Origin of the sequence: Bartonella sp. CL100XZDX, from assembly GCF_042195375.1 — a bacterium.
Lineage (GTDB): Bacteria > Pseudomonadota > Alphaproteobacteria > Rhizobiales > Rhizobiaceae > Bartonella.
In genome coordinates, this window is the sequence record NZ_JBHIOH010000078.1 from 1 (window position 1) to 26,876 (window position 26,876).

A 26,876-nucleotide genomic window follows, 5' to 3' on the forward strand; every position below is an offset into this window, starting at 1 on the left:
GCGGTGGAAAAAGCCACTGACGCTGTTGATAAGGCAATTGATGCTGTAAAAGAAGCTCCTGAAGCAGCCGATAAAGCAGCATCTAGCGCGATGGAAAAAGCCACTAGTGTTGCGGAGCACCAAGGGATTATTTTAGAGAATCAACAGGCTTTATTTAAAGATTATGATTTAGATAAGCTTTTGCATAAGATACGAATGGTGCTTGAGCATAACAGTCTAAAAAATGTTAACAAGCAGTTTCACGAGCTTTTTGATACAGAAGCCTCTTCTGTTTATTCTTGTTCTTTTGAAAAGTCTGCTGTAGATGAAAAATCTCAGACTGTAAAAGAAGAGATAGAGCAGGACCATAGTACAGGTGATCAGACAAAGGTTGCTGCTGTGGAAGCTAAGGTGGAGAGCCATGATCATGAAAACAGTCAACCTTTTAACAAAGCGCATGAAGTAAGTGCTCCAATTGAAGCACATCAGAGTGACAATCTTTCTTCTTCTAAAGCTTTGTATAAGGAAGGGTATGATTTTATTCGTTCTGCTAACTATGTTGATGCTGAAAAAAGCTTTTGCGCTTTTCAAAATCGTTACAAAAAAGATTCTTTGAGTGATGATGCTTTATTTTGGTTGGCCGAATCTTTGTTGGGGCAAAAACGCTATCATGAAGCAGCACAAGTTTATCTTACCGCATGGTATGCAGATAAAAAGAAGCTCTATACCTCTGAGATTTTGCTGAAATTAGCAAGAAGTATGGTCGCTCTTGAGCCAAATAAAGACGATTGTGCTCATTTTGTGAAAAAATCAAAACGTCAACAAACATTAGCATCTGTTTTTTGTAAACCTGCAAAATAAACAGCGAGGTCGTTTTCGGTGTGCGTTAGACTGGCAAGAAATCTCTTTAAAACATCGGATTTTATTCAATGTCAGAAGTTGATTCTTGCCGTCTCAGGGGGAAGCGATTCTTTGGCTTTGATGTTTTTGGTCAAAGAGCATTTGGAAACTTTCGCATTTCCTCCAGAAATGATTGTTGTCACGGTTGATCATCAATTGCGTAAAGAATCGATGCGTGAAGCAGAAACTGTTGCGAAAATTTGTCGTGTCCATGATATTCAACATATCACTGTGCGATGGGAAGGCGAAAAGCCAAAGACGCATATTGCTTCCAGCGCGCGTGTTGCACGCTATGATCTCTTGGTTAAAGAAGCACAAAAACAAGGCGCATCACTTATTATGACGGGGCATACACTCAATGATCAGGTTGAGACCTATCATATGCGGTATCAACGTCTCCAAAAGAATAGAGGTGCTTTATATAGTGAAGCTGTTGCTATGCGCGATGAGGTTTATGCCAGTGGTTTTGCTGGTGCTTTGCGCGGTGAAGCCGAGGGTATACGTGATGAGGATCATACCAGAAAAACGAGAAAAAATATTGCCGAAAAAAACTATGGTCCCCTTTATGAGCGCGGTTTATCCTGTATTCCGCGTGAGGCGTTGTTGCATAGAAAAGTGCGTTTGATTCGGCCACTCCTTGGTGTAAAACGCCAAACATTACGGAATTATTTACGCTTACAAGGACAAACATGGATTGATGATCCAACCAATGAAGATCGCAATTTTGAACGTGTGCGCGTGCGTCAATCTCTTTCTCCACAAAAATTGGCTTATATTGCTCAAAAAATAAATGAAGCCGCATTGCAGCGTCGTCAACAAGCCAAAAATATTGCTGATTTGATCTTAGCGCTGGATATTACTGTCCAACATGGGCGTTGTTTCATAACAAAGCCTGCGCTATTTTTACAGAAACATTCCAGTTTTCCTTTCGTGGTGGGGCTCTTTGCTGTGCTGATGGGAGGGGGATTTTATTTGCTCCCCAATCAGAAATTAAGCATGCTTGTTCAAAAACTCTGTCTCGATTCTCCAGAAAAGAAGCGTTTTACTTATGCGGGTTCTGTTATTGAATATAACAAGCACGGAATTTCTTTGTGGCGTGAAGGGCGAAATATGAAAGAGGCTATCGTTGAGCCAGATAAAACTTTTATATGGGATGGGCGCTATCATATCACAAATCATGGATATGAGGCTATAAAGGTTGGAGCCGCAAATTTAGAACAGCTGAAATTTTTATTAAAAAATAGCAATTTTGAGCTTGAAAAGCCTCATTTTCCCTCTTTACAATCGCTGCTGATGATCTCAAATCATAAAGGGTATGATATTCCAGAGTTGATTTCTCAAGCAGTTGTTCATAAACATGTTATCGTCAAGCGGATTATGGCACCTTTCGATTGGCTTTCCTCACGAGAAGATGCTGCCTTGGTGAATGTTGTGGAACCTTTTTTTAATATTGAGGTGAAAAGATAAAGGAAAATTACTCTAAAAGAAAATAAACAGCTTCTCATCCCTTGGCAAGGGGCTGACAAGGTTATATGTTAAGGGGAACTGTTTGAAATCTATATTTGATTAAGTGGGCTGAATATGAATTCCAATTACCGCTCTCTCCTTATTTGGGGAGTTATTGCCTTGATTTTGATTGTGTCGTTTTCTTTCTTTAATGGAGATAGCCAACGTTCTGGTGGTGGAGAAGTCTCCTATTCTGAATTTTTGCAAAAAGTTGAGAATAATGAGTTGAAATCTGTGACCATTCAAGGTCAAAAATTAACAGGGAAAACCATTGAACATAGAGCTATTTCAACCTATGCTCCTCGCGATCCAGGTTTGATACAAAAGTTGGAAAGCAAAAACGTCAATGTTAAAGCTATTCCTGAAAGCTCTGGAAATAGCATTTTCCTCAATCTCCTCTTTTCCTTATTACCTGTTATTATTATCGTGGGGGCGTGGGTCTTTTTTATGCGGCAAATGCAAAATGGATCACGTGGTGCAATGGGATTTGGGAAATCGAAAGCAAGATTGCTTAATGAAGCGCAAGGACGTATTACCTTTAAAGATGTTGCTGGCGTTGAAGAAGCAAAGCAAGATCTTCAAGAAATTGTTGAATTTTTACGCGAACCACAAAAATTTCAACGCTTAGGGGGGCGTATCCCACGCGGTGTTTTGCTTGTTGGTCCTCCAGGAACCGGTAAAACTTTGCTAGCACGTTCTGTGGCAGGTGAAGCCAATGTGCCATTCTTTACCATTTCAGGGTCTGATTTTGTTGAAATGTTTGTTGGTGTTGGGGCAAGCCGTGTGCGCGATATGTTCGAACAGGCTAAAAAAAATGCACCTTGTATTATCTTTATCGATGAAATTGATGCTGTAGGGCGCCATCGGGGGGCTGGTCTTGGCGGTGGAAACGATGAACGTGAACAGACCTTAAACCAGTTGCTTGTCGAAATGGATGGGTTTGAGCCCAATGAAAGTATTATTCTTATTGCTGCAACAAACCGTCCTGATGTCCTTGATCCTGCTTTATTGAGACCAGGGCGTTTTGATCGGCAAGTTGTTGTGCCAAACCCTGATGTTTCTGGGCGTGAGCAAATCTTGAAAGTGCATGTGCGCAACGTGCCTTTAGCGCCTAACGTTGATTTGAAAATTTTGGCAAGGGGAACACCAGGATTTTCCGGTGCGGACCTGATGAATCTGGTCAATGAAGCTGCTCTTATGGCTGCGAGCCGTAATAAAAGAGTTGTCACGATGCAAGAATTCGAAGATGCCAAAGATAAGGTGATGATGGGGGCTGAACGTCGTTCAACCGCTATGACACAAGAGGAAAAAGAACTCACTGCTTATCACGAAGCAGGACATGCTATTGTGGCTCTTAATGTGCCGGTTGCTGATCCTGTCCACAAAGCAACAATTGTTCCAAGGGGAAGAGCATTGGGAATGGTGATGCAATTGCCTGAAGGCGATCGCTATTCTATGAGTTATCGGTGGATGATTTCTCGTTTGGCTATTATGATGGGTGGACGTGTGGCTGAAGAATTAAAGTTTGGAAAGGAAAATATCACCTCCGGTGCTTCTTCTGATATTGAGCAAGCAACGAAATTAGCACGTGCAATGATCACACGGTGGGGATTTTCTGATCTGCTTGGAAATGTAGCTTATGGCGATAACCAAGATGAAGTCTTTTTGGGTCATTCTGTTGCGCGAACACAAAATGTCTCTGAAGAAACAGCACGCATGATTGATATGGAAGTGCGTAAGCTTATTGATGATGCCTATAAAAATGCGACAAACATTTTGAAAACAAAAAGAAAAGAATGGTTTGCTTTGGCACAAGGTTTGTTGGAATATGAGACTTTAACGGGAGCTGAAATTAACGAAGTTATTGCAGGAAAGCCTCCTTCACGCACACAGAAAGATGAGGGTGCTGCGCCACGGGGGTCTTCTGTTCCAAAAACTGGAAAAATGAAGACAGAGACAACAGTGGTAGATGAAAAAAACGCTGAAGCAGTCTCTAAAACAGCGCCTCATAAAGTAGAGACCGATAAAGGCGAGGCAGACAAAGCAGAGGCAGCTGTTGGAAAAAAAACAGCAAAATCCAGTAATGTTGTACCTAAGGAGGCTCAGTCTAAAGAAGTGCAATCGGATGAGACTGAGAAAAAAGCACAAAGCACAAAAGGTACTACAAAATCAGTCAACCGCTCTAAAAGTAATGCTGAAAAGAAGTCCAATACTGCGGGAGATGATAAAGAAAAATAAGAATTATTTAATACCGCTTGATTGACGATGTTTTAGGAAAACTTCTAATTTTTTTTGAGAAAGGCGCAAGTTTTGTTTGCGCCTTTCTTGTAATATTTGCAAAAATATGGAAGCAAAAAATTAAGCAAAGCCGTTGTATTATGACGGCTTTAGCATGCTACAAGGCGAGGTGGACTGTTGCTTTTCTAATGTGGTAGGGTTGTGAGGTTAGGCGATAGATTTCCTTGCTGATTTTGTAGGGTATGAGGTTTGGTGCTGGGTTTCTTTACGGATTTAGCAAGTGTGTGAGATTATCCGTTGGTTGTATTAAAGGGGTGTATAGAGCATTTTGAGGAGATAATATTGCTTTTATGTGGAAGGGTGTAAACATAATTGCTTGAGAGTGGTTTAGATGTGTAGATGGTGAATAGGGGGCTTGATTGTTTAAATGCATGAAGGTTTAGATCAATGATCTGATTTTATACGGGGAGCGGGGGGACTATTGTACCAAGGGGGCTTGTTAGGGGTTTAAGGAAAAGCCAAGGGAAGAATTATATATTAAAGGAAAGAGGCATGGTGCAAAAATATTTTGGTACAGATGGAATTCGGGGGAAAGCCAATTCATTTCCTATGACACCCGATTTTGCCATGAAGGTGGGGATGGCTGTAGGGGTTTTATTTCGCTCACAACATCAATCTCATCGTGTGGTGATTGGCAAGGATACACGATTATCTGGTTATATGTTGGAAAACGCTTTGGTTTCAGGATTGACTGCTGCGGGGATGGAAGCTTTTTTATTGGGTCCAGTGCCAACCCCTGCTGTTGCAATGCTTTGCCGCTCTTTGCGAGCGGATCTTGGGGTGATGATTTCTGCTTCTCATAATCCGTTCTATGATAATGGAATTAAACTTTTTGGTCCTGATGGTTTTAAACTTTCAGATGATATGGAAGCCAAAATTGAACAATTGATCGATACAGATCTTTCAAAATCTTTAGCAAGTTCTGCCGAAATTGGTTATGCAAAACGGGTTGAGGGGGATATTTATCGTTATATTGAATATGCCAAACGAACTTTGCCGCGTGATGTTCGCTTAGATACTGTGCGTATTGTTGTGGATTGTGCCAATGGGGCTGCTTATAAAGCGGCTCCCCGTGCTTTATGGGAATTGGGGGCTGAGGTTTTTGCTATTCATGATGAACCCAATGGGACCAATATTAATCAAAAATGTGGATCAACCGATTTAAGCTCTTTAAAACGAAAAGTGCATGAAGTGCGTGCTGATGTGGGGATTGCTCTTGATGGAGATGGAGATCGTGTTCTCATTGTTGATGAAAAAGCACAAACGGTTGATGGAGATCAGTTGATTGCTGTAATTGCTGAAAATTGGCATAAAATGGGACGATTACGGTGTAATGGTGTTGTCACAACGATTATGTCAAATCTTGGACTGGAACGTTTCTTGAATAGCAAAGGGTTGCACCTTGTAAGGACAAAAGTTGGAGATCGTTATGTTGTCGATGCCATGCGCCAAAAGGGATATAATGTTGGTGGTGAGGCTTCTGGCCATATCGTGCTCAGTGATTTTGGCACAACGGGTGATGGCTTGGTGGCTGCATTGCAGATTTTAGCCTGTATGAAGGAAAGTCAAAGCCCTATGAGCCAATTGTGTAAACGGTTTGAACCTGTACCGCAAATTTTAAAAAATGTAACGATTAAAAATAAAAATGTCCTGAAAAAAAATCCAGTCAAAACGGCCATTGATCAAGCAGAGAAGCGGTTGGGAAAAGAGGCACGGCTGGTGATCCGTGCTTCTGGAACTGAGCCGGTTATCCGCCTTATGGCTGAAGGCGATGCACGAGAAGTATTGGACACTGTCGTGACAGAGTTGATGGATGTTATTATTCATCATGATGTACGCATGGGGACTGCACTTGAGGAATCTTGATTTTTTTGAGAAAATTATCAGATCATCTTTGAATAAAGGTCTGATTTTAATGCGGGATTTTGGCAATTACAAAAGGTATGATTATTAACTCTGTTAGTGATGTAATAACGGTAATGGATACTCTATCTACGAACAAATTAAATAAAAAAGGGAAAAGTCTAATTCTAATAACTACAATGCGTATAGATTTCTCTATAGTTCGTAAGATATGAAAAATATGCCTTTTTTTGATTTTCCTTTTTCTTTTACTTATTCGTAAACCGGTTATTAGTTTAACAGAGTTTGTAGGGGGAGTTTATTAGTGTTATTCATTCTTTTTACTGGACATACAGCGGGTGCAGCGCCCCATGAACATCAAACAGCAATGGTCATTGTGGTTATATCATCTTGATGTTTCTAAGTGCCGCTGCCAATTGGAGATATGATACGCTCCTATTACGTTTAGCTCCTCCTAATTATGAACTTATACTTTTCCAATAATTAGTAGAATAATGAGAAAGAGATGAGAATAAGCAATTTTTTCACGACAGTTCTAATGTTTATAAAGTAAAAAAAGCCGTGTGATGTAAAAATAATGAACATTTTTTGGATCTTGGAGGGGGACACTCTATATTCATTTATGATTTTAGGATTTAAACATAAAAGGATTGAAGCCTTCTATAATACTGGTACGACTGAAGGGATTAGAACCGCCCATGCTCAAAAATTAAAGCGTATTCTAAGTGCTTTTGAAGGAGATGTATCGCCAAAAGATTTTGAGTTATCCGTCCTTTTGATTACATCTGCTAAAAGGTGATTTCAAGGGTTATTAGTCAATTACTGTAAATGGAAATTGTCGCGTAATATTTCGCTTTGATAGCATAGATGTCGAAATGGTTGATTATCTGGATTGTCATCAAAAAGCAGGTCTAAACAATGATGAAGAATCCTTCACATCCCGGTGAATTATTGTGAGAAGATGTGATCAAAGAGCTTAGTTTATCCGTTAATGAAGCAGCAGAGTAGCTTGGTATATCTCGTGTAGCACTTTCTAGAGTTTTAAATGGAAAAGCCGCTATGAGTGCTAATCTTGCTATTAGGCTTGAAATGGCTGGTGTAAGCACAGCACGTGCTTGGCTTACTATGCAAACAAATTATGATTTATCAAAAGCAATTTTTTAACAACAGTCTCATGATCAAGATTGCATAAAAGAGTTTCAAATGGCAGTTAAGTTTTTGCAACAGAGACGTATACAAGAGCTAAATCATGCGTATGAGCGTACAAGGTCAAAAGATGTAACGCGGGTAAGACAAGGAATAAAATCTTGTTTCTATAGTCTGCTTGGCTATAATAAATGTAAGCAAAGGAGGGTTTTATATGTTGAGTGAAGAGGAAATTAAGCTGCGTCGCTTTTATGCTGAAAATGCATTGGCAAGCCAACGTTTAGAGGGATTAGAGCCAGATCCAAAAGTCGTTGAGCAAATGGAACGTGTTATTATTGGAGAGCTCGAAACAAGTGATATCCTCAAAGATTATATGGAGAGGGTAAAACGTGGAGAAGTATAAGGGGAGCGGCGATTCTTATACTGATCCTGAAACTGGTGTGATGTATAATCGGTTTGGTATTAAAGACAAAGCCACGCTGCAACGTGTAGAATCTACGATTTCTTATGTGAAATCTTTCGAATTTGTGCATACTCCTATTGGTGGTAAGTTTGATCTGGATTACATGAAAGAGATTCATAGAAGACTGTTTGGCGACATATATGAATGGGCGGGACAAGTTCGTTTAGTGGATATTGCCAAAGGCAATAGTATGTTTGCTAGTTATAATCAGATTGAAAGTTATGCACCGAAGATTACAAAAAAGCTTGCAAAAGAACAGTATCTGCGTGGTCTTGGCGCTTATGACTTTAGCCAAAGGGCTGGGTATTACATGGGCGAGTTGAATGCGTTGCATCCGTTTCGAGAGGGGAATGGGCGCACTCAGCGCGAATTTATGGTGCAACTTGCTCGTGAAGCTGGTTATCATATCAACTGGAAGGGTATTGAGCGACAAGAAATGACACGTGCGTCAATTGAAGCACATTTTGGTAATTCAGAATATCTGTCTGCACTCATCTATAAGAACCTTACCAAGTTTACAGAAAATAAAAGGGATGATGTTTCTCAAGGTATTGGCAAAAATATTGCTTTTGGCGTTGATCTTAATAAAGAGTGCTTGGAACAACAAAAAGAGAAGATTGAAACTCCTTGGGATAGAGAAAAGACAAGTTTTGCTAAACGTCAAAAAGAAGAACTAGAACAATGACAAAATGATTTGAATGTTGTTGCAAAAGCAACAGAACGAGAGCCATACCTTGCGGCTTATACGGATAACTCTAATCTAGAACAGAAGGTGTTAAGCGCCCTTAGAAATAAAAAATCTTACATTGATATGTTTAAAAAATTAAACAGTCGTTTAGCATTTATTTATAGAGATCCACAAGAGGCTGCGCTTAGGATTGAGCAAACAATTTTAGCGGGTAAAGGCGATAAACTTCCTGATATTCTAGCTAAGTCTCCAGAGAGAGCTGGTGAGCTGCGTGGATCAGATCGTTTTATCGATAAATTGAAGGCTACAGGAAAAGAACGAAAAAATGTTCCTCTTGCTGTTTCTACTATGAGAGCGCTTCAATCCTTTTATAAGAATTCTTATGAGACACATATGGATAGTGTTACACGGGAGCGTGAACAGTTAAAAGTTGAGGTTCCGTCACTTTCACAAGAAGCAGTGACTTTTATGAAAAATGTTGAAGCTGGTTGTGATAGTTATTCAAAGATACCAGAGCAGGTTAATCAAGAGTTTTTAAAGCTACAAAGTGTTTTAGATAAACGTTTTGGACATGATACCATTCATCAATATGGTTTTGATTTATCAAAAGCAATCCCCAAAGAACAGTCTTATAATAAAGAACGCATAAAAGAGTTTCAAATGGCAGTTAAGTTTTTGCAACAGAGACAACAGGAGAAAATCAACGCAATAGCGCGTGCAAGATCAATAGATATGATACGGTAAGGGCAAGGATAAAGCCTTATGCTGTATAAGCCCTATTAAGCCATACGGTAAAAGAGAGGTAATCAAAGGAGGTGTTTAATATGGGTGTGACAAAAGATGTTGTACGTGCCTGCATAGATAGGGCGTTAAAAAAAATCCGGTGAAATATTAGCAAGTTTAGGACTTACGGTGTCTGATTTTATCCGTATTGCTTTGACAAAAGTTGTTCATGAAAAAGGATTGCCGTTTGATATGTCTATTTCTAATGCGAAAACGCTTAAAACTTTCGAGAAAAGTGACAAGGGTTAAGAGAAGTGACAAGGGTTAAGAGATATAGCTGAAGATAGGTAAGATTTGTTTTGTCATTTGGATATTTGATATTTCTGATCATTCACTTCAAATTAGCTTTTCATTTACATCATTATCGTTATGGGTGTTTCCGTATATTGAATGATGTATGCAAACCGTGATTGAAATGGCAGCTTATTGAATTTCTGTGAAAGAAGAAGGCATATCGCCTGAATAATTATTTGATATTGTTTCTTTTATTGCTACTCATTCAGATGCTGGTGGTCTTATGCAAGGGTTAAGAGAAAGCCAAGGAAAGTTAGGTTTAAAAGCATAAGAGTAAAAGTGGGGGATATAAAGTTATACCCTTTTTTGGTGGTTAAAATATTCCGGTGTTGATCGAAGATATTTACAGTCAATCATCTTGAGGTAATTTGACAAAATCAGAGAGGAATGCGTTGAAGAAAATTTTTATATTGCGCCTTGATGAATATCGAAAAGAAAAATAATAGATAAAGCACATAAAGCAGGATCTCGTATATTACAAGGTGCTCGTGAAGCTCTTGTCTGAAGCTAAAGGTGAAGCGGATACTAAATTTGGTATCTATATTCCTGCAAATGTTGATGTCAAAAAAAAATCAGAAAAAATATAGGGTGATAGATATCATTTTCGGCACGTTTTGGTTTTCCTGTGGGGCGCATTCGTGATTGGGAATGGGGATGATATTTTTACTTCTTTTTACTTGTTGTTTTCAATTCATTGAAAATGAATCTGAAGCTATGGTGGTAATTTAGCACGCGATGATATCCGCGGCTTATAATCGTGTTTTTAAGAAAGCTCTATTGGTATAAAAGGGGTGTGAGGGTGCTTGTTTTTTTAGAAAGCATCACGGCGTTTGAAAGGATCGTAATAGATTTCTGTTACACGAAATTTTCCTTCGAGGCGTTTACATTGGATGATGACATCTATCAACGAGATTAATAAGCCGCGGATATCATCGCGTGCTAAATTACCACCACCGTCACTTTCTTTGACAAGAAGGGTCATTTGTTCAAAGGCTGCAAGTGCTGTTGAGGCGTGGACGGTGGTAATGGAGCCGGGGTGACCAGAATTGACATTACGGATATAGTAAAAGGCTGTACCATCACGCAGCTCTTGTAGAAGGATTCTGTCGGGGCGCATGCGTAAGCCTGATTCAAGCAGTTCTTTTGCGCCTGCTTTTGCTAAGCCTTGGTTATCTTTTGAATAAAAAAGTTGGACTTTGTTGGCGTGCGGAACGACAAGTTCTGGCGTGTCTTCAATGGTGAGAATTCGTTCATAGTCAGGGATTTTTGCAATTAAAGCTTTGGAGAGGGCTGTTTTACCAGAACCGGTTTTGCCCGATATTAAGATATTTTGTTGTGTAATAACGGCTCTTTCTAAAAAGGTGCAAAAGTCTTTGGCGATAAAGAGATCTGTTAGCTCTTTGTCTGTATCAGAGAGTTCGGATAACCGTTCTGTCATTTGTTGCGTGGGTGTGAAACTGGTGTTTTGGGCAACAGAAAAAAGATTGTTTTCATGTAAACTTTCAAGAGAAAAAGTGCGTGATGAAGGTTTACGAATGGTCATGCTAATGGTATTGGCTGCAACTGCTGGAGGCATAACAATTTGTATGCGTTCGTTGTTTGGCAGTGTTGCGGAGAGAACGGGGTTTTCTACACTGATTTTTTGTGTTGTGTAGGCAGCAACAACTTTTGCAATCCCTTCTAGTTCGCCGTAGGTTAGTTCTTTTAAGATGTGGGTTTGCCAACCGTTGGGACCCTCAACGATTACTTCGCCGGGGCGATTGATAACAATTTCAAATAAATTCTCATCATTGAGGAAATCATCTAAGATCTTTAATTTTGTTAAGACGATGGAGGCGCGTTCTGCATTTTTTGCTGAGGGCATAATGTGACTTTATTGGCTTAATGAAAAAAGGAATAGCCGGGAGTAGAGCGGTTTCTTTTGCTCTTTACGACTAGTTTATAGACAGATGAAAAATCGAGATCTCTTGCTACAAAGATGTTGACGAGTTCGCCTTGAAATTTTTCTAGGGTAGGGGGGATGTTGATTTGATTTTCAAGAGCAACGGTGGCTGTATCTTTTCCAAGGCTGCTTGCGCCTTCAAAACCGCCGCCTCCAGAGTTGTTGGCACCTGCATTGGAATTGTTTTTTGTTTTATTTGTTAGGTTTGTTGTGACACCATCAATAACGGTGAGTAAAAGGGAAGAGCCAAAGCGTTCCCACCAATGGGTGTTGATGTTGCCATCAAAACCGGCTCTGCCTAAACTGTCGGTTGCTGGAGAGGCAAGGGGAATGATGACACCGGTTGGGGTTTTTGCTCTTGTCCAGAGCACAAAGAGGCGAGATTGACCTTGTTTTATCCCACCGCGGTATTCTCCAATGACTTGGGTTCCTTTATCAAGCAAAACAACGCGCCCATTGTCAGAGAGGATATCACGGTTGATGATGCAGCTTGCAAAGCCTGGTTGGTCACTGTTTAATGCCGTTTCTAAGATACAGGGGATAGAGGTTCCCATGGCGATGATAAAGTTTCTATTGCCGATGAGTTTTGCTTTTGTTTCTTCTGTTGTGGTCTGTTTTAAAAGGGTTGCAAAATTTTGTGTGTTTTGAAGGGCAGGAGAATTTTGCGCATTCGCGAGATTTTCAAGGGCATGGAATTTTTCAAGGGGGTTGAGAGTCGTGTTGAGGATGTCTTTTAATTGAGATTTAGAGCCTTTGGCAAAAGCGAGAACAGGGGCGCGTCTTGCGGCATCAAGTAGTGGGTCATCTTTTTTGGGTTCTTGTGCGAGTGGTTGTGGGGGTGGTAAGGTTATTGGCGCTATGTTGGCGCGCGGGTCAGAGGGCGCGAGCTCTAAAGGGGCGAGGGAATTGTGAAAGTTTTGTGCTTGTTTTTTATGAGCTTTTGCGGTGTCTTTTTGTTCTGTGGGGGTGGATAAGATGTTCCAGAGCACATAGCCGCAGATTCCTATACAGGCGATTGCGACAACTATTTTTTTGCCGGCGGTTTTGGCGCTATTGTTTTTGCCACCCCAATAGATCCGCGATCTTCGATGATTGGTTTATCACTCATATGTTGTCCCCTTCAATTCCCGCTTATTTAAAGATCTGATGCAATTTTACGTTCAACAGCTGGTGAGGTTGTTCCGGTATCTGGATTTATGCCTTTTGGTTGATAGGCTTCGTTAAAGACGCATAGGACGTTTTTTCCCTGTCTTAGGGTGAAGCGTGCGCTAATGGCATGGACAATAACCATGTTGCCTCTTGTGGTTTTGGGAACCAGCGATTCTGTACCGTCATTGTTGATAATATAAATGGCAGGGATTTCTTGGTTGTCTGGAAATGTAAATGTTGTTGTTTTGCCATTGTCGTAAACGGAGGCGGGTTCGAGCGTGCTCGATCCTTGAGCGGTGTAAGCCCAATTGCGTGGTCCGTAGGTTTCATAAGCGTTGAAAACATTATCAATCCGTTGGGATTGTTGTTTTTCTTGTCGCATAAGGGCTGCGAGTCTTCTTTATTCTGCTTCTTCTTGTGGGTAGCGAAATTTCACAAGGAAATATGTTTCTTGTCCAGAGGAAATTTCTCCATCTTTGACCATCAGTTCAAATTGATAGGAGCGCTTTGAGCCATCAAGCTTTGTGGTGACGACTTGGAGATTGGTAATGGGTTGGACTTCTCGCGCTTTGAGGAAAAGAATATTGCCAGCGGGGGCGACTTCCCATGCAACACTGTTGCCAATTGCCACATGGGCAATTTCTTCATTGGGAGAAAATTCTATTTGTACCGATGAGCGTATGGAGCCAATAATTTTTGTAACATTATAAGCATCATAGTTGATAAAGCGAATGCGGCTATCGCTCGGCGCGCGGGTGGGAAAAACACTCGCGTAGCTTATCTTTGTCAAAGAAAAGGCAACAGCAATCCTAAGAATGAGAAAAAGGAATTTTTTTGTCATGATCAGTTGACCACTTCCGGATCGGTTCTATATTCATTAACAATAAACCCTAGAGGATTTATCAAACGGTTTTGGACAGAGATAGGGGCATTGGTATATTCAAAGGTGAGTGTTGCAACCCAGTGGGTGATGAATTCTTTGTTGTTGTCGTTGTTACGCACAGTTCTGTAGTAACGCACTTGGGCGACATTTTCATTGATAAAGGAAATTGATTTTATTGTTGTTGTAACGGTGGCGTTTTTATAAAGAAGTTGGGGACTTTGGGGGTTTTTTGCTCCGTACCATCCAGCAAATCTTTGCTGTTCTTCAGGAGAAGAGAGGAGAGAGACGGTTTCGAAGTTATTTTGCGTTTCTTCTACGGCGAAACCTTCACGGGAGCGGACGTATTTTGCGGCAAAATAGCGTGTGATTGCTTCGTCGACATTGGTGGGACCTTCTTTTAAGGCTTCCACAACTTCGGTGATGCCGGTTGAATTGTCAACGCGGATGACAAAGGGTTCTACGGTTTTAAGGGGCGTGAGGGTGATGACCGCGAGAGAAGACATTATTGCAACAGCAACGGCTATGCCGGCGATTGCAAGCGAGATGCGGGTGGTGCGGCGTGAGGCGAGCATGCGATCTTGATCGAACGAGCGTGCTTCAGCAATATATTGTTCTACGGCGTTTTCTTTCATGCTTTTTGCCCGCAATTTTTGTAAGACTTCATTTCTTCATCCGTTAATTTTTGTGCCAGAAGCGTTTCCAGCTTGCCTTCTTTTAGGGGTGAAGGGGTGTTGTTACTGATGATAATGGGCGTGGGCGTGGGTTTTTTCCCTTCCCAATTCCACATCGATCTGTTGAGTGGACGTTTAGAATATCCATCACACTTTGGGAGTGACTTCAGTGTGTTTGGTGAAGACACACAGCCACTGAGAGAGAGAAATGGTAAGATAATCCCAATTTTTTTAACACTATCCTAGTGTTCTTTCCTAAACTTTTTATTAAATATTTGTTTGAAAAAATTTTCTAAATTTGCAGCAGCTTTCCCAGCCGTTTTTACTGAGTCTGCTCCTAATTTTGTTACTCCTGTAAGGGAGGCTCCTCCAGAGGCTAAAGCGGAAGCAATGCCCGGTAAATGGAAGAAAAGGTAAATACCACAAATGCCGATAACTAAGAATTGAATTAAAGAAATCATGATATCGTCGAGACCTTTTGAAAAAATGTCTATCGAAATATTGACATATAAGCCACCAAGCAAGACGACTAATACCTGAAGTATGATGAAGTTTACTGTTTGATTTAACCATGCTTCTGTAAAACGCCTTGTTGAGGAAAACATATAGAGGCTTATAAAGAGCGGTCCTATTGATATGACAAGAAATAAACCCAGTTTAGCCAATAATGAGACGATAAAACCAACTGTACAAAAAAAGGCAGCAATAAATAGGCAGATAAGACCAGCGATCCATGCTGCAAGAAACTTACCCATTGACAATATTCCTGCTTTGTCTGCTGCATCAAAAACATGTGCTCCAGCTTGGTTCATCATATTGTCCCATACATTTTTATCTAAGTGTGCTGTACCTTGTGTGACATTTGAAATGGCAGTAGGCAGATCATTGAAAAATATATCCCTGACCCACGCATTATAAATACCGGCTTTTGTGGCGAGTGCAACAATGATGCTAAGTTTGAAAGTTGTCGCTATAAATTCCCATAAGGGCATGGAAGAACGCCCATAGATGATATTGTATCCCATAAATATAATGTAGATTGTACAAGACAGCTTAAGCGGAGCACCTAAACTTGATGAAAGATTTTTAATGGTGTTATCCATTGTCATTGTAAGGGAATCCATTACAGTATTATCTATCCAAGTAAATACGCCTTTGGTTTCTATTGCCATTTAGATGCTCCGCTATTCGTTGTGTATTTTATAATCTAATTATCCTGTTGTTCTTTTGCTTTTCGTTCTTTCTCTTGTTGTTCAGCTTGCCTTCTTTCATATTCAGCTTGATTTCTTTGAATCTCCTCTCTCAATCTAATTCTGGTTTTTTCAAATGTTTTATCAAGGTTCTCTTGAGCTTTACGAGCTCTTTCTTCAGCTTTTGCTTCATATTCCTTTTCAAGTTCAAGTTGTGCTAATCTTAGGGTTTCACAATTTTTTGAAGTTCCTGCTAATCCACATTTAGCAATCCACTCTTCCATCAACGTTGGATTTTTTTTAAATTCAGCGACGCTATAGGTTTTTTCACAACCAGCAGCGATAATTCCAGTGCAAAGCAGCAATGTTGTTATGAGAACTTTATTCATCAATATTTCCCCTTTTTCCTTTCAGTTTTACAAGGTTTGAGCACAATCTTTAAATTCTGCTATGTTCTGGTTTTTTATAACCAGTGATGATAAATCTAGGGCACGGACATAATGTTGCCATAAATATATTATAGAGTGCAAAAAGCTCTTTAAGTTGAGCAGCTAAAGCGCAATAGCGATGTGTAATGGCGCTATCCATTTTTTTTGTAAGGGAATGCATTACAGTATTATCTATCCAAGTGAATATGCCTTTGGTTACTATTGCCATTTAGATGCTCCGTTATTTATCGTGTCTTAATGGTTATTTTTTTTTCTGCCGCCCGTTCTTTTTCTCTTCGTTCTTCTTCAGCGCGTTCTTTTGCTTCTTGTTCAGCTCGGAATTTTTCATTCTCAGCTCTCATTTTTTCAATCCAAGCTTTTTGTTTAGCCATAAATTCTTCATCTCTTTTGCGATTGTTCTCTTCCGCTTGACGCTCTCTTTCTGCTGCTTGTGCCTGACGTTCCTTATCAAGTTCTAAAAATGCTAACCGCATGTTTTCACAATTCTTTGAAGTTCCTGCAAATCCACATCTAGCATCCCACTCTAAGCGTAAATTTTTATCTTTTTTAAATTCTGCGACGCTATAGGTTTTTTCACAACCAGCTGTGATGAGCCCTGTGCAAAGTAGCAATGTTGTTATGATGATCTTGTTCATATTCAAGCCCCTCTTTTTTACTCTTTATTGACCACGCAGTTTTTTGGCCAAAGCTCTGTATCGTGCTCTAAATTCTTCCGCTTCACGTTTTTCTGCAGCTTTTTCTTCCGCTTGTTGAATCATCATGGCAGCTTGCATTTGGAGTATTTTTGTTTGGAGTTCTGCTTGTACCGCTGCTAATTGTGCTTGAATGCCTTGAATTTTACCCGCATCTTCAGTACTTCCAAGTTCGTCAAGGAGCTTGGTAATGTTTTTTTGTGTTTCACTGGCTTCTTCGTAGACGTCTTGGCCTTTGGCTGCCTGTCCTACTATGCGCTGTTCGGCTTTTTTCACTTCTTGTGCGTAAAAAGCATCTACTGCTTCTTTTGATCCTGCACCCCCCGCGGGCTCTTTGTATAAGAGTTCTTCTTGCCATTTTTGCGTGTTTTTGCTGCCGCCACCGCCACCGCCGCTGCCGCCGCCGCCACTGCCCATCGATTGTTGAAAGTGGTTGAAATCTGAAGGGAGGGCGCCACTGCTCCCTTGCTTGTTAAACATGTCTTTCAATCCCGAAATGTCAGGCTTGACATTCAAGGAGTTATATAATTGTTTCGCTTGATCGAGTTGGCTCTTTAATTGCTCAAGCTGTTGTGCACCTTGTTGAACTTGCTGTTTTGCTTTATCAACTTGTTGCTTCAATTGTTCAAGTTGCCCTATGTTTTGCTGCAGTATGCTCCAATCAAAGGGACCACCTCCAAATGCATTTGCTTGAGGTCCAAAAGAAATTGCGCAAAGAGCTGTTGCCAATAAAAGTTTTTTCATTGTTTTGACCTTTCTTGAAAAATAGGAAGCCATTTTTCTGGAGATTGTCCAACTTTATCCATAATGGTCTCTAGGAGTTCAATATTCTTGGTGGTGCCACTTAAAATGGCTATTTCATCATCAAAGCCGCGTAAATTTAGTTCTGCTACAACTGAACTTTGTCCTTGTTTGATGAGAAAACGCCGTGACTCACGGCTTAATTCTGATTGTATCAGGTTAAATTCTCTGTCCGATAATTTAAAACCTTCTACATAATCCCCATGATTGCCCTTTTGATTGGGAAAATAAATCTGTGTGGGACATTGCTCTATAATGGTGTGAGCAATGGTCGAATTGATCGCATCTTTGGGAGATTGTGTCGCAAACAACATCAAACCATTTTGTTTACGAATAGTTTTCAGCCTGTCTTGCGCAAAGGCTTTAAAGGAATCATCCTCTAAGGCTTTCCAAAACTCATCAATGACAATGATAATACGACGCCCATCAATCAGAGACAAAATCCTATGAAAAAGATACATCATCAATGGTGGACGAATTTCATCATTGTCTAAAAAATCCGTCATGTCATAACCAATAAATTTTGCATCAATGCCATGTCGTCATCAGGATTGTCAAAAACCCACCCTAAGGCATTGCCTTTACACCATCTTTCTAAACGACCCGATATCCCCTCCCTATGCGTCAAAAAACATTTGTAAGGCGGAGATCGTCCGTTGTTCTTTTGGCAACAAGGCAAGCTGCTCAACAGCCGCCGTGATATCTTGTCTTTCTGATTCACTGATCTTTTGATCTTCAGACGAAACAAGCTTTATAATCCATTGGCGTAAAAAAACTCTATCTGCTGGATTGTTATAGTCTAAGCCTTTTAGCGGTGCTATGCCTGTCGGTCTACCATTCTTCAAGGGCATATAAGTGCCACCACCCGCTCTGACAAAAAGCTCCGCGCCCCGATCTTTGTCAAAAAAGACCATATTGGGATCATGCTTTTGAAGTTGTGCTAAAAGAAAATTGACAATAACCGTTTTCCCAGAACCAGAGGGACCACAAACAAACGTATTGCCTAAATCACCAAAGTGAAAGTTAAAATAAAACGGTGAACCAGCAGAGGTTTTCATCAAGGCTACCGCCGGTCCCCACACATTGCCATCTATTTTTCCAACCGGAAAAGAATGAAAAGGAGAAAGCGCTGCATAGTTGCGGCTTGTTATTGCACCAGAGCGGGTGCGATAAGCATAATTGCCAGGCAATTGTGCCCACCAAGCTGCTGCTAACCCTAAATCTTCCCGCGCAATCACAGCCCCACCATCTGTAAGACGAGAACGCGCTTTTGCAAGATTATCCGCTAACTCTTGTGGCGTATCAGCAAAAACTGCCAATGATAAATGATGTTCCCCTAAAACAAAACGATTGGATTCAAGATCATCAAGCGCGTCATCCAGTTCCATAATTTGTGAGCCTGCTCGATCTCCTGCATTGACCATTTGGTTTTGTTTGCGCCCCATAATCTGCTTGGCAATGTTTTTGTTCTTGAAAACAAAAGATTGGGTGAAAATAAACTCAAAGGGAAGGGTGAGCAAACCATCCGCCATGCCTACCCTGGTTTTTGCTGGATATTCTTTCCAACCAAACATGCCCGCAAACCGCTGTTCCGCCTCATAGCGTATTTCTATGATCTCTTTCCCAAAAATGAGACGGTCTGAATAAACAGTCGAAGCTATCATTCCCCATGTGAGGGGGATACGTTCACGACGACCTCCCACCAATTGGTGGATAAACTCACTTTGCTGCGAATAAATATTGCCTTCATGTTCATAAAGGCTCAGTCTTCTTGCACCATAGCGCTCTAAATTTTGAATAAGATCTGTTGTAATATCTTCAAGCTTGCAAATGGACTCTGTATCAACTTCTGTCTTTTCTTGCTTGGCTTTGCCTAAACGTTTGAAAAACTCCATTAATTTATCCGTTTGATCAACGTGTGGATTCCACAAAATCGAAAGATAAAGATCATTGCGATAAAGCTCCTGTGAAACCATCCGCTCGCGATATTTATCATCTAATTGCTTGGCAAATGCCGATCTAAAATTCCCATCCGGATAAACGGTTTCACGCTTTCTGATAATATGGCTATAAAGCGCTATCCGTTCATCCGCTATGTTTTTAAACAGATTATTGAGCTGTTCGTGAAGCACATTCAGATCAATAATATCCGCTGTCTCAAAGTTAATGCCTTCAAGTTTAATAACGCTCATGAGAGCGCGTGAATCCAGCGCAATGATGTGCTTGTTGACATGGCGCACATAAGGAATGATCGCCTCTGGCTGCTTTTCACGTTTGTATTGAGCAGCATTCATTATAATTCCTCATAATTACGAATTAATCGTAATGGAGAAATACTTCCCCCACCCCATAGACTAGAGTTTCTGGCAAAAATAGATGTCTTTTGCCATGTCAGAAGAATACGAAATTTATTATGGTCATGCTTTAGGATTTCCTTGAATATGAAATGCATGGCAATACCAATGGTTACAAGAAAAATATTGCCTATCACAATAAACAATATCATCGTTCCTATCGCATTTAATCCCATAGCTTCCACCGTCACGCCTGCGATCATTGCAGGGCGCGTGCAAGCAAGAAATAACGTATCTTCTGTTAGCTTATCGCGCTCTTTCATGGCTTTGAAAAGCTAAAGTTTAATTAGGAAAGCATTGATACAATTTGCGATGCACCCATAACAATGCCGATGCCAACACAAACGAAAAAAGCTTTACGCATTTCAACATAACCAGCAATCCATGCAAGCCCAATACCAGCAACGGCAATGGTTGCGATTGATTTTGCAATGTTTCCTGTTAAAGCTTTAATTATTTTTTGAAGCGCATCGTCAACTTTTCCGAAGTCACCATCAGCAAATGCTGGCTCACTCAGTGCCATGAAGGCAATAAACAGCATCAATGCTGCTGTTAACCATTTCTTCTGGGTGTTGGATAGAATAGTTTTTTGTAAGGTATGTTCATTAATGAACGAATTATTCATGTTTTTCATGAAAATTCCCCCGCTTTATGTTTAAGTTGATCATAAAATTAATATTCAAAATATTAATCGGGAATCATATAAATGAAAAAAATATTTTTTCTATCGATAAATTAATAATATTTAATCTTTTATTATTTAATGAACAATAAAATACAGCAATATTCAAAATGATACTTTTAAAATATCTTCGATCAGCGCCTAAATATATTATCTTAATTTGTATTATTATTTTAGGATACTTTTATTTAAGTCAATATAATGAACAACTTACTCAAACTTCTTTTTTAAAAGGATCAGAAAAGACAATTGGAAACCCCGTTCAAAATCCGAAGTCACAATTGATAGATTATGCAAACCAACAAGACGTAAACCAACAAAATGTGGTATTGCATCCAGAACCACTCGCATCACAATTTTATGAAGAAAATGTGCCGGTCTATTCCGGTGCTATACAGGTTACAAGTGGTGTGACCTTTAAAATGATTACGCTTGTAGATGATGAGTGGAGAAAAAAGATCATCCGTGATATCCGCTTATATGGTGTGGAAAGCTGTGAAATGAGGCAATTTGCCTCACGCAACGGAGTTAAGTGGCCTTGCGGCGCTTTTGTTACGGCGTGGCTTGTCTCAAAAACAATTGATAAAAAGGTTACTTTTCGGCAAGCACGTGTCGTTCAATAGGTTCATTATGCACAATGTTTTGTAGATGGGGTTGATCTGGCACGTTTGGGGTTGGCAGAAGGGTTGATGGTGTTGACAAAAGATCAGCATCATTTTCCATCCCCAGCAGACTATAAAAACTTACAATCTGCTGCTCAAAAAGCACAAAACGGTTTATGGTCGAGCCAATTTCAACAACCAGAAGATTGGCGAAGAGATCATGGAAGCTATAATCCCATTGACCATAATTAATAAAGCGTTCTCTCAAGCGCTATTTAAAAATCAAGACAATATTCTACTGCGAATCTTATCAGAAAAAAGTTAATTATAATCCACACAGTCCTTGGTGGACAACGCTCGTTATGGAAAATTGTTGTGTTTAAAGCTCGCTTACGCATATAGGTTGCTCACTACAGCGCTATGGGAGAGCGCGTTTCCTTCCCCTAAACAAAATAGTCATTGTAACAAACATGAGTGTTCAGAAAAATCTCAACACATGCAAACTACTGATGTGACCTATGGTCATGAAAAAAGGTTTATGAAAAAATAGAGAAAAGGTAAAACTGAAAACACCTTGCCTTCAAAAAACAACCAATTGCTTCAAATCAAACCAGAATTTTTAATGTAAGTTTTGCCTTATGTTGTTATGTTCATGAAATATGGGTTGCAATCTGAAAGAGAGTGTAGCGGTTCTATGGAATTTTTAGCAAAATGAAGAGGATTTTTTTTCAGGCTTTTGAAGAAGCTAAAGAGACTATGAGGAAAAAAATGTGCTTTCTTTTGCTATAAAAGAAAGCACACTGAGGGGGAATTTAGAGTGACAGTTTTACATATTTTACTTTGAAAAGCGGTCTTTTTTATCTTTTTTCCACAAAAAATAAGTTGCAAGTCCGAGAATGGGAACACCCAATTTGGCAAAAGGGAGATGTTGACTGAGAGCTGCAAGGCTGGAAACGGTCGCATCTGTCATGAGTTTGTGGCGTTGTTCTTCTGTCTTTTTTTGTTGGTCATAGCGTTGATAAGTTTTGAGAACGCGACTGATAATAAGACCTAATCCTGCAAGAGAAAGACAAATTAAAAACATGATACTGGCGGCAGCAAGAGGCTTCATAACAGAACATAACGCAATAAAACCGATGGTACATAAAAAAAGCAAAGACATGAAGAATGAAATGCCAATAAACCCATAGAAAATTGCTTGAAGGCGTACTTGCTTGACTGTGCTTTTAAGCCCTCCACCGACAAGATGGTTTAAAAGAGGCGCGATAAACTTATGCATTGCTTAACGACGCAGTAATTGAGAAAGAATAAAACCAACCCCTGCGGCAAACAAAACGCTTTTGCCAGGATTTTTGCGAACGCATTGATTCATGGTTTGTTCAAGATCACTGATTTTGTCTTTTGCTTGAGACATCATGTCTTCACCACTTTCTTTCGCTGAGTGATATAGTTTTTCCGCTTTGTCTTTGGCGGCGTTGAATTTGTTTGCACCAAGATCTGTTAGGGTTGAGGTAATCCCTGAAATTTCAGTGCGTAACGTTTCTAATTGTCCTTGTAGGTCTTTTTGTTGGTCTTTTTCTACGGCTGATTTATCGTGCTGTGTTGTTTTATTATGGGTCATGGTATTTTTCCCTCTTGATTCATTATATTTGTATTGGTGTGTTCATAGTGATCATTTGCATTGGAGTGAAAATTTTCACTGCTTGAGTAACGCCAAAAGCTTTTTTTGGTTCCTTTCATTTTGTCGAATTTAAAACTGTTTTTGATAAAATAAATCTTTCCTATACGATATGCTTTGTCTGTAAAGGGTCGCATCTGTTGAGAATTGTCTTATGCTTTTGCAGTAATTTAGCACCATTCTTCAGTTTCTCGTGGCGCAGTTTTTTGTAAAAGTTTTTTAAAAAGCTTGTTGAGGTTTATTTTTTAGGCTTGTGACAGGTAAAAAACATCGTTGTTGCGATTTTGCGGCAGAAATAATGTCATTTTTATGCTTTTGCAGAAGAAAAAGAAAATAATATTGCGGCTCTTTGCTCTCTATGTATTTGGGGGCAACACGCGCTCCCCATGATACTTTTGGTCAGTTTAAGATATTGCGATAGTTCTTTTTTTAAACGTAAGGTATATTTTTATTTTAGGATAGGGACTTCAGTGCACGGGTTTTTAGAGATGTGCGTATCCTTTTCTTCAAGAGTTTTATGATATTTTTGCTGCTTGTTTCATGTAAGAAAATATTTTGTTGGATTTAAAAGAGCCGCTGAAATGAGAGAAACTTTGCGATATGAGAGATTTATTTAACAGGAACGATGATAAATTATTCTTATAAATTAAAATATTATATGCGATACTTCTTGTAAGTTTATCATTTTGCCTAATTTATGCAATAAATTGATTGGGTAAGATAAACTTGTTGAATTGTTAGAGAAAAATTTCTTGAGTAATTTCTTTAGAATTAAGAGAGAGCTTGTGGAATAAAACTATACTTGATTTATCAAGTTTTCTTTCTTAAGAGGAATACACAAGTGACGTTAAAAGGGTAGTGGCATTTTGGAACAGTGATGCTATGCGGGGTGACGATCCAGCTCATAAATAAAGATAAGAGCACAAGAATGTGAGATAAAAATGGAATCTGAAACAGTCCCTTTAGATAAAACAGTCCCTTTAGATAATATGTCTGCTGTATTGACAGTACATGATTTTTCTCCTCTTTCTATGTTTATGGCTGCTGATTGGGTGGTGAAAGCCGTTATCATTATTTTGTTACTTGCTTCACTTATGTCTTGGACAATTGCTTTTGTGAAAATTGTTGAGATCACTTTGGTAAAACGAAGAGTACGTCATGAACTTCAATTGGTTCTAAATGCTCAGACTCTTACGCGTTTGGCAGCTAGCTTGAAAGAAAGCAAAGGGGCTGGTGTGTTTTTTCTCAAAGAAGTCCTTAAAGAGGTGTATCTTTCTGCACAACAGGTTCATTTTTCTGCTCCTGAAGGGATAAACGAAAGCTCTGGTGAAAAAAACAGTACAGAGGAAAGGGCACAAACGATTGAAGATATTCTCTTTTATGAGGAGAGCAATCAATATGAAGATGTTTCCCGCGATGTTCGCGATGCTAAGGCTCGCGATGTTCATGAAGGTTTAAAAGAAAGGGTTCATTCACTTTTGTCACGCTGCTTGCTGGCTGCTACACGCCGTGTTGCATGTGGAAGCGCTGTTCTTGCAACTATTGGCGCAATTGCTCCTTTTGTTGGTCTTTTTGCAACTGTTTGGGGAATTATGAATTCTTTTATTGGGATTGCTCAGTCTCAAACAACGCGACTTGATGTGGTGGCGCCTGGAATTGCTGAAGCCTTATTCGCAACGGCTGTTGGGCTTTTTGTGGCTATTCCCGCCGTTGTTATGTATAATAGCCTTATGCGTGCTTTGAGTGGTTATCGCAATGATTTAGGTGATATCGCTGCTGCTCTTGAAAGGCTCTTGAGCCGTGAACTTGATAGACAAAGACAACAGAAAAGTCATAAAAAATGAAAGCAAGCCTTAATAATGATTGGGATATAGACGAGAGTGGGTTGCAAAGCGAAATCAATGTGACCCCTTTTATTGATGTTGTATTGGTGTTGCTTATTGTTTTTATGGTTGCAGCGCCTTTGGCAACATCTGCCATTTCCGTTCAGCTTCCTTCTATAACTCAAGCACCTTCAGTGGTTCAGTCTGATGAACCTCTTTATGTTACGTTGCAAAAAGATCGTTCTCTTTACATTGGTGATCATCTTGTAGAACAAGCAGCTTTGAGAGAAGCTTTGTTGAGGGAAACTACGCAAAATTTAGAGGCAAAAATTTTAATCAAAGCGGATAGCGAAATTGATTATGGTACTGTCATCGATTTATTAAATCAAATACGCATGGCTGGATATCATAAAATCGGTCTTGTAGGATTGCAAAACTCTACCAATCTTGTCTCAAGAGGTGAGATCAATAATAAAACAACAGGGGTAGTGGATGCTGCTGTCGATGGAGCGGGCGGTAGCGCGGGTGGTAACGTTGTGGGGCATGTGGATGCCGTAATAACGGGCACTGCGGGAAACGCTAATATTCCAGCCGATGCCTCTGATCAGTGATAAAAAACAGCCTTTGTTGCAGGAAGCAAAGCATATTACTCAAAGTCGTAGAGTGAAATTGATGAGGGGTCCGTGGATTTATTAAACCAAATACGCATGGGTTTGGTATATTAGATCGGTTTTTTAGGATTAAGCACTACTCATCTTGCCGCAAGAGGTGCGATCAAGAAAACAGCAGAGGCGATTGTTGTGTGTCTTAATACATCTTAAAGCCCTTTTTGCGGCGGTGTTCATAAATGGTATAACCGTAAAGCCCCCGTAAAATAATCAAAAAATCTATCGAACCTCACTCTCTTTATGCTTAATAAAAGAGTAAGCGAGCACCATTATCGTATTTATATTTTTTTCCAAGACAGTGTTAATATACGTATTCATTGTAGGCATTTTTTCAGTTTTTATCTGTATGCTAACCACGTTTGGAATGTGAGAAACATGCTTTTGATTGATTTAATATAAATAGGCTTGCCATGAAACAATCTTACAGTATTGAGATTTCTCATTTAAGTTAAAAGACAATTCATTATTATTATAAATCAATATGATGTATAGATTGTCGACATTACAAGTGGTGTGTGAACGCTCAATGGTTAATGCCAATGTTTTTGTTATGGGGGAGGGGTATCTGGTGATAATGAAGTTTTGTATAGCGCACGAGACGTAATTGAGAGATGATTGTTTAGAGGTGTGTTTAGTGAAAAAACTTTGAAAGCAAATGCGCATTCCCTCTGCACTTTAAAAGCACAAGGGGTTTTAAGTGAAAGAGTGGTTGGAATAAGTATGTGTGTTATTTTGAGAGGAGCGATTTTTCAGAGCTTCTTAAGTGTGTCCCGTTGAACCAAAACCTCCTGTTCCACGGCTCTCGTTATGGCTTTGGGTATTTTGCTCTGGTTCAATGGCGCAAACATTAACTTGAGATACGGGGGCGATGACTGTTTGGGCAATGCGCATGCCCCGTTGGATTGAAAAGTCTTCTTGTCCTAAATTGATAAGAAGGACTTTGACTTCACCACGGTAGTCACTATCAATCGTTCCTGGAGTGTTGAGGCATGTGATGCCGTGTTTTAAGGCTAAGCCAGAGCGTGGACGTATTTGTGCTTCAAACCCAAGAGATAAATGAAAAATGAGACCTGTTGGAATAAGTGCCCGCTGCCCAGGGGCAAGAACAAGCGTTTCTTCTTCTCCAATTGCTGCCCGTAGATCAAGACCCGCAGAACCTGCTGTCGCGTAGCAAGGAAGTTCTAAACCTTGTCCGTGTGCAAGACGCTGAACAAATAAAGTCTGGGCACGTGAAGATTGAGAAGAGACAGGATGGTTGTTTAGAGAGGCGTTTGTTTCAGTGTGCGACATGATCGAGGCATTTCCAAAATATGAGGTCTAGAAGAAAATGATACTTTAACAAAAGATATCTATAAAACCAAGTCGATAAAGG

The 26,876-nt window shown here is 39.9% G+C and carries 23 protein-coding genes and 6 pseudogenes; 13 read left to right on the forward strand and 16 right to left on the reverse strand.

Annotation, left to right across the window (positions count from 1 at the left end; all coding sequences use genetic code 11):
* The 10 genes and pseudogenes from ACFILU_RS08480 to ACFILU_RS08525 all read left to right on the forward strand — a co-directional run.
* Positions 1 to 840: pseudogene (locus tag ACFILU_RS08480) on the forward strand (tol-pal system protein); the annotation flags it as partial.
* Between the two features lie 18 nt (positions 841 to 858).
* Positions 859 to 2,346 (forward strand): tRNA lysidine(34) synthetase TilS, encoded by a 1,488-nt coding sequence (gene tilS / locus ACFILU_RS08485; RefSeq protein WP_375675580.1) that lies wholly within the window; start codon positions 859 to 861, stop codon positions 2,344 to 2,346.
* A 114-nt stretch (positions 2,347 to 2,460) separates the two neighbouring features.
* Complete coding sequence (gene ftsH, locus ACFILU_RS08490) at positions 2,461 to 4,623, forward strand: ATP-dependent zinc metalloprotease FtsH (protein WP_375675582.1); 2,163 nt, start codon at positions 2,461 to 2,463, stop codon at positions 4,621 to 4,623.
* A 552-nt stretch (positions 4,624 to 5,175) separates the two neighbouring features.
* Complete coding sequence (glmM, locus tag ACFILU_RS08495; protein ID WP_375617881.1) at positions 5,176 to 6,549, forward strand: phosphoglucosamine mutase; 1,374 nt, start codon at positions 5,176 to 5,178, stop codon at positions 6,547 to 6,549.
* A gap of 574 nt (positions 6,550 to 7,123) precedes the next feature.
* Positions 7,124 to 7,345 carry a hypothetical protein gene (locus tag ACFILU_RS08500; protein ID WP_375675583.1) on the forward strand — a complete coding sequence of 74 codons (222 nt, stop codon included), beginning with the start codon at positions 7,124 to 7,126 and terminating at the stop codon, positions 7,343 to 7,345.
* Between the two features lie 164 nt (positions 7,346 to 7,509).
* Positions 7,510 to 7,710 (forward strand): annotated as a pseudogene (locus tag ACFILU_RS08505) (HigA family addiction module antitoxin).
* A gap of 196 nt (positions 7,711 to 7,906) precedes the next feature.
* Positions 7,907 to 8,095, forward strand: a complete 189-nt coding sequence (locus tag ACFILU_RS08510) for an antitoxin VbhA family protein (RefSeq protein WP_273790453.1) — start codon at positions 7,907 to 7,909, stop codon at positions 8,093 to 8,095.
* Positions 8,082 to 8,840, forward strand: a complete 759-nt coding sequence (locus ACFILU_RS08515) for a Fic/DOC family protein (protein ID WP_375675584.1) — start codon at positions 8,082 to 8,084, stop codon at positions 8,838 to 8,840. The genes ACFILU_RS08510 and ACFILU_RS08515 overlap by 14 nt, the downstream gene beginning before the upstream one ends.
* A gap of 9 nt (positions 8,841 to 8,849) precedes the next feature.
* Entirely contained in the window at positions 8,850 to 9,587 is a 738-nt protein-coding gene (locus ACFILU_RS08520) for a hypothetical protein (protein ID WP_375675586.1), read from the forward strand.
* 168 nt (positions 9,588 to 9,755) lie between these two features.
* The gene (locus tag ACFILU_RS08525) at positions 9,756 to 9,875 is read left to right on the forward strand and encodes a type II toxin-antitoxin system RelB/DinJ family antitoxin (RefSeq protein ID WP_375630941.1); all 120 of its coding nucleotides are present in this window, start codon (positions 9,756 to 9,758) and stop codon (positions 9,873 to 9,875) included.
* A gap of 856 nt (positions 9,876 to 10,731) precedes the next feature.
* On the opposite strand, the gene virB11 is transcribed toward ACFILU_RS08525, so the two are convergent.
* The 13 genes and pseudogenes from virB11 to ACFILU_RS08590 all read right to left on the reverse strand — a co-directional run bounded on the left by virB11 (position 10,732) and on the right by ACFILU_RS08590 (position 20,685).
* A complete protein-coding gene (gene virB11 / locus ACFILU_RS08530; protein WP_375675587.1) occupies positions 10,732 to 11,784 on the reverse strand; it encodes a P-type DNA transfer ATPase VirB11 in 1,053 nt (350 codons plus the stop codon).
* Positions 11,785 to 11,801: 17 nt separating this feature from the next.
* A pseudogene (gene virB10 / locus ACFILU_RS08535) lies at positions 11,802 to 12,970 on the reverse strand (type IV secretion system protein VirB10).
* A 27-nt stretch (positions 12,971 to 12,997) separates the two neighbouring features.
* Positions 12,998 to 13,852: pseudogene (gene virB9, locus ACFILU_RS08540) on the reverse strand (P-type conjugative transfer protein VirB9).
* Positions 13,853 to 13,854: 2 nt separating this feature from the next.
* Complete coding sequence (locus ACFILU_RS08545; RefSeq protein WP_375675588.1) at positions 13,855 to 14,526, reverse strand: virB8 family protein; 672 nt, start codon at positions 14,524 to 14,526, stop codon at positions 13,855 to 13,857.
* Complete coding sequence (locus ACFILU_RS08550) at positions 14,523 to 14,792, reverse strand: type IV secretion protein VblB7 (protein ID WP_375675620.1); 270 nt, start codon at positions 14,790 to 14,792, stop codon at positions 14,523 to 14,525. Before ACFILU_RS08550 ends, ACFILU_RS08545 begins: the two co-directional genes overlap by 4 nt.
* A gap of 15 nt (positions 14,793 to 14,807) precedes the next feature.
* Positions 14,808 to 15,737, reverse strand: a complete 930-nt coding sequence (locus tag ACFILU_RS08555) for a type IV secretion system protein (RefSeq protein ID WP_375675590.1) — start codon at positions 15,735 to 15,737, stop codon at positions 14,808 to 14,810.
* 35 nt (positions 15,738 to 15,772) lie between these two features.
* A complete protein-coding gene (locus tag ACFILU_RS08560) occupies positions 15,773 to 16,144 on the reverse strand; it encodes an EexN family lipoprotein (protein WP_375642880.1) in 372 nt (123 codons plus the stop codon).
* Positions 16,145 to 16,193: 49 nt separating this feature from the next.
* Complete coding sequence (locus tag ACFILU_RS08565) at positions 16,194 to 16,412, reverse strand: hypothetical protein (RefSeq protein WP_375675591.1); 219 nt, start codon at positions 16,410 to 16,412, stop codon at positions 16,194 to 16,196.
* 16 nt (positions 16,413 to 16,428) lie between these two features.
* Positions 16,429 to 16,839 carry an EexN family lipoprotein gene (locus ACFILU_RS08570; RefSeq protein ID WP_375675593.1) on the reverse strand — a complete coding sequence of 137 codons (411 nt, stop codon included), beginning with the start codon at positions 16,837 to 16,839 and terminating at the stop codon, positions 16,429 to 16,431.
* Positions 16,840 to 16,863: 24 nt separating this feature from the next.
* On the reverse strand, positions 16,864 to 17,640 hold the full coding sequence (locus ACFILU_RS08575; protein ID WP_375675594.1) for a type IV secretion system protein: 777 nt from the start codon (positions 17,638 to 17,640) through the stop codon (positions 16,864 to 16,866).
* Positions 17,637 to 19,991 (reverse strand): annotated as a pseudogene (locus tag ACFILU_RS08580) (VirB4 family type IV secretion/conjugal transfer ATPase). The gene ACFILU_RS08575 and the pseudogene ACFILU_RS08580 overlap by 4 nt, the downstream one beginning before the upstream one ends.
* Positions 19,991 to 20,314 (reverse strand): type IV secretion system protein VirB3, encoded by a 324-nt coding sequence (locus ACFILU_RS08585; protein WP_375675596.1) that lies wholly within the window; start codon positions 20,312 to 20,314, stop codon positions 19,991 to 19,993. The pseudogene ACFILU_RS08580 and the gene ACFILU_RS08585 overlap by 1 nt, the downstream one beginning before the upstream one ends.
* A gap of 23 nt (positions 20,315 to 20,337) precedes the next feature.
* Positions 20,338 to 20,685: a TrbC/VirB2 family protein gene (locus tag ACFILU_RS08590; RefSeq protein ID WP_375675597.1), complete on the reverse strand. Its 348-nt coding sequence runs from the start codon at positions 20,683 to 20,685 to the stop codon at positions 20,338 to 20,340.
* 158 nt (positions 20,686 to 20,843) lie between these two features.
* Between ACFILU_RS08590 and ACFILU_RS08595 the strand changes: the two are divergent.
* Positions 20,844 to 21,587: pseudogene (locus ACFILU_RS08595) on the forward strand (nuclease).
* 583 nt (positions 21,588 to 22,170) lie between these two features.
* Here the strand turns inward: ACFILU_RS08595 and ACFILU_RS08600 are convergent.
* Together ACFILU_RS08600 and ACFILU_RS08605 are read right to left on the reverse strand one after the other, a co-directional pair.
* On the reverse strand, positions 22,171 to 22,614 hold the full coding sequence (locus ACFILU_RS08600; RefSeq protein WP_375630955.1) for a hypothetical protein: 444 nt from the start codon (positions 22,612 to 22,614) through the stop codon (positions 22,171 to 22,173).
* A gap of 3 nt (positions 22,615 to 22,617) precedes the next feature.
* Complete coding sequence (locus ACFILU_RS08605) at positions 22,618 to 22,956, reverse strand: YqjD family protein (RefSeq protein WP_375675599.1); 339 nt, start codon at positions 22,954 to 22,956, stop codon at positions 22,618 to 22,620.
* 998 nt (positions 22,957 to 23,954) lie between these two features.
* Here ACFILU_RS08605 and ACFILU_RS08610 point away from each other — a divergent pair.
* Both ACFILU_RS08610 and ACFILU_RS08615 read left to right on the forward strand, forming a co-directional pair.
* Positions 23,955 to 24,857 (forward strand): MotA/TolQ/ExbB proton channel family protein, encoded by a 903-nt coding sequence (locus ACFILU_RS08610; RefSeq protein ID WP_375675601.1) that lies wholly within the window; start codon positions 23,955 to 23,957, stop codon positions 24,855 to 24,857.
* Positions 24,854 to 25,447 carry a biopolymer transporter ExbD gene (locus tag ACFILU_RS08615; RefSeq protein ID WP_375675602.1) on the forward strand — a complete coding sequence of 198 codons (594 nt, stop codon included), beginning with the start codon at positions 24,854 to 24,856 and terminating at the stop codon, positions 25,445 to 25,447. The genes ACFILU_RS08610 and ACFILU_RS08615 overlap by 4 nt, the downstream gene beginning before the upstream one ends.
* An 816-nt stretch (positions 25,448 to 26,263) precedes the next feature.
* Here the strand turns inward: ACFILU_RS08615 and dut are convergent.
* Positions 26,264 to 26,794: a dUTP diphosphatase gene (dut, locus tag ACFILU_RS08620; protein ID WP_375643289.1), complete on the reverse strand. Its 531-nt coding sequence runs from the start codon at positions 26,792 to 26,794 to the stop codon at positions 26,264 to 26,266.
* Positions 26,795 to 26,876 lie beyond the last annotated feature (82 nt).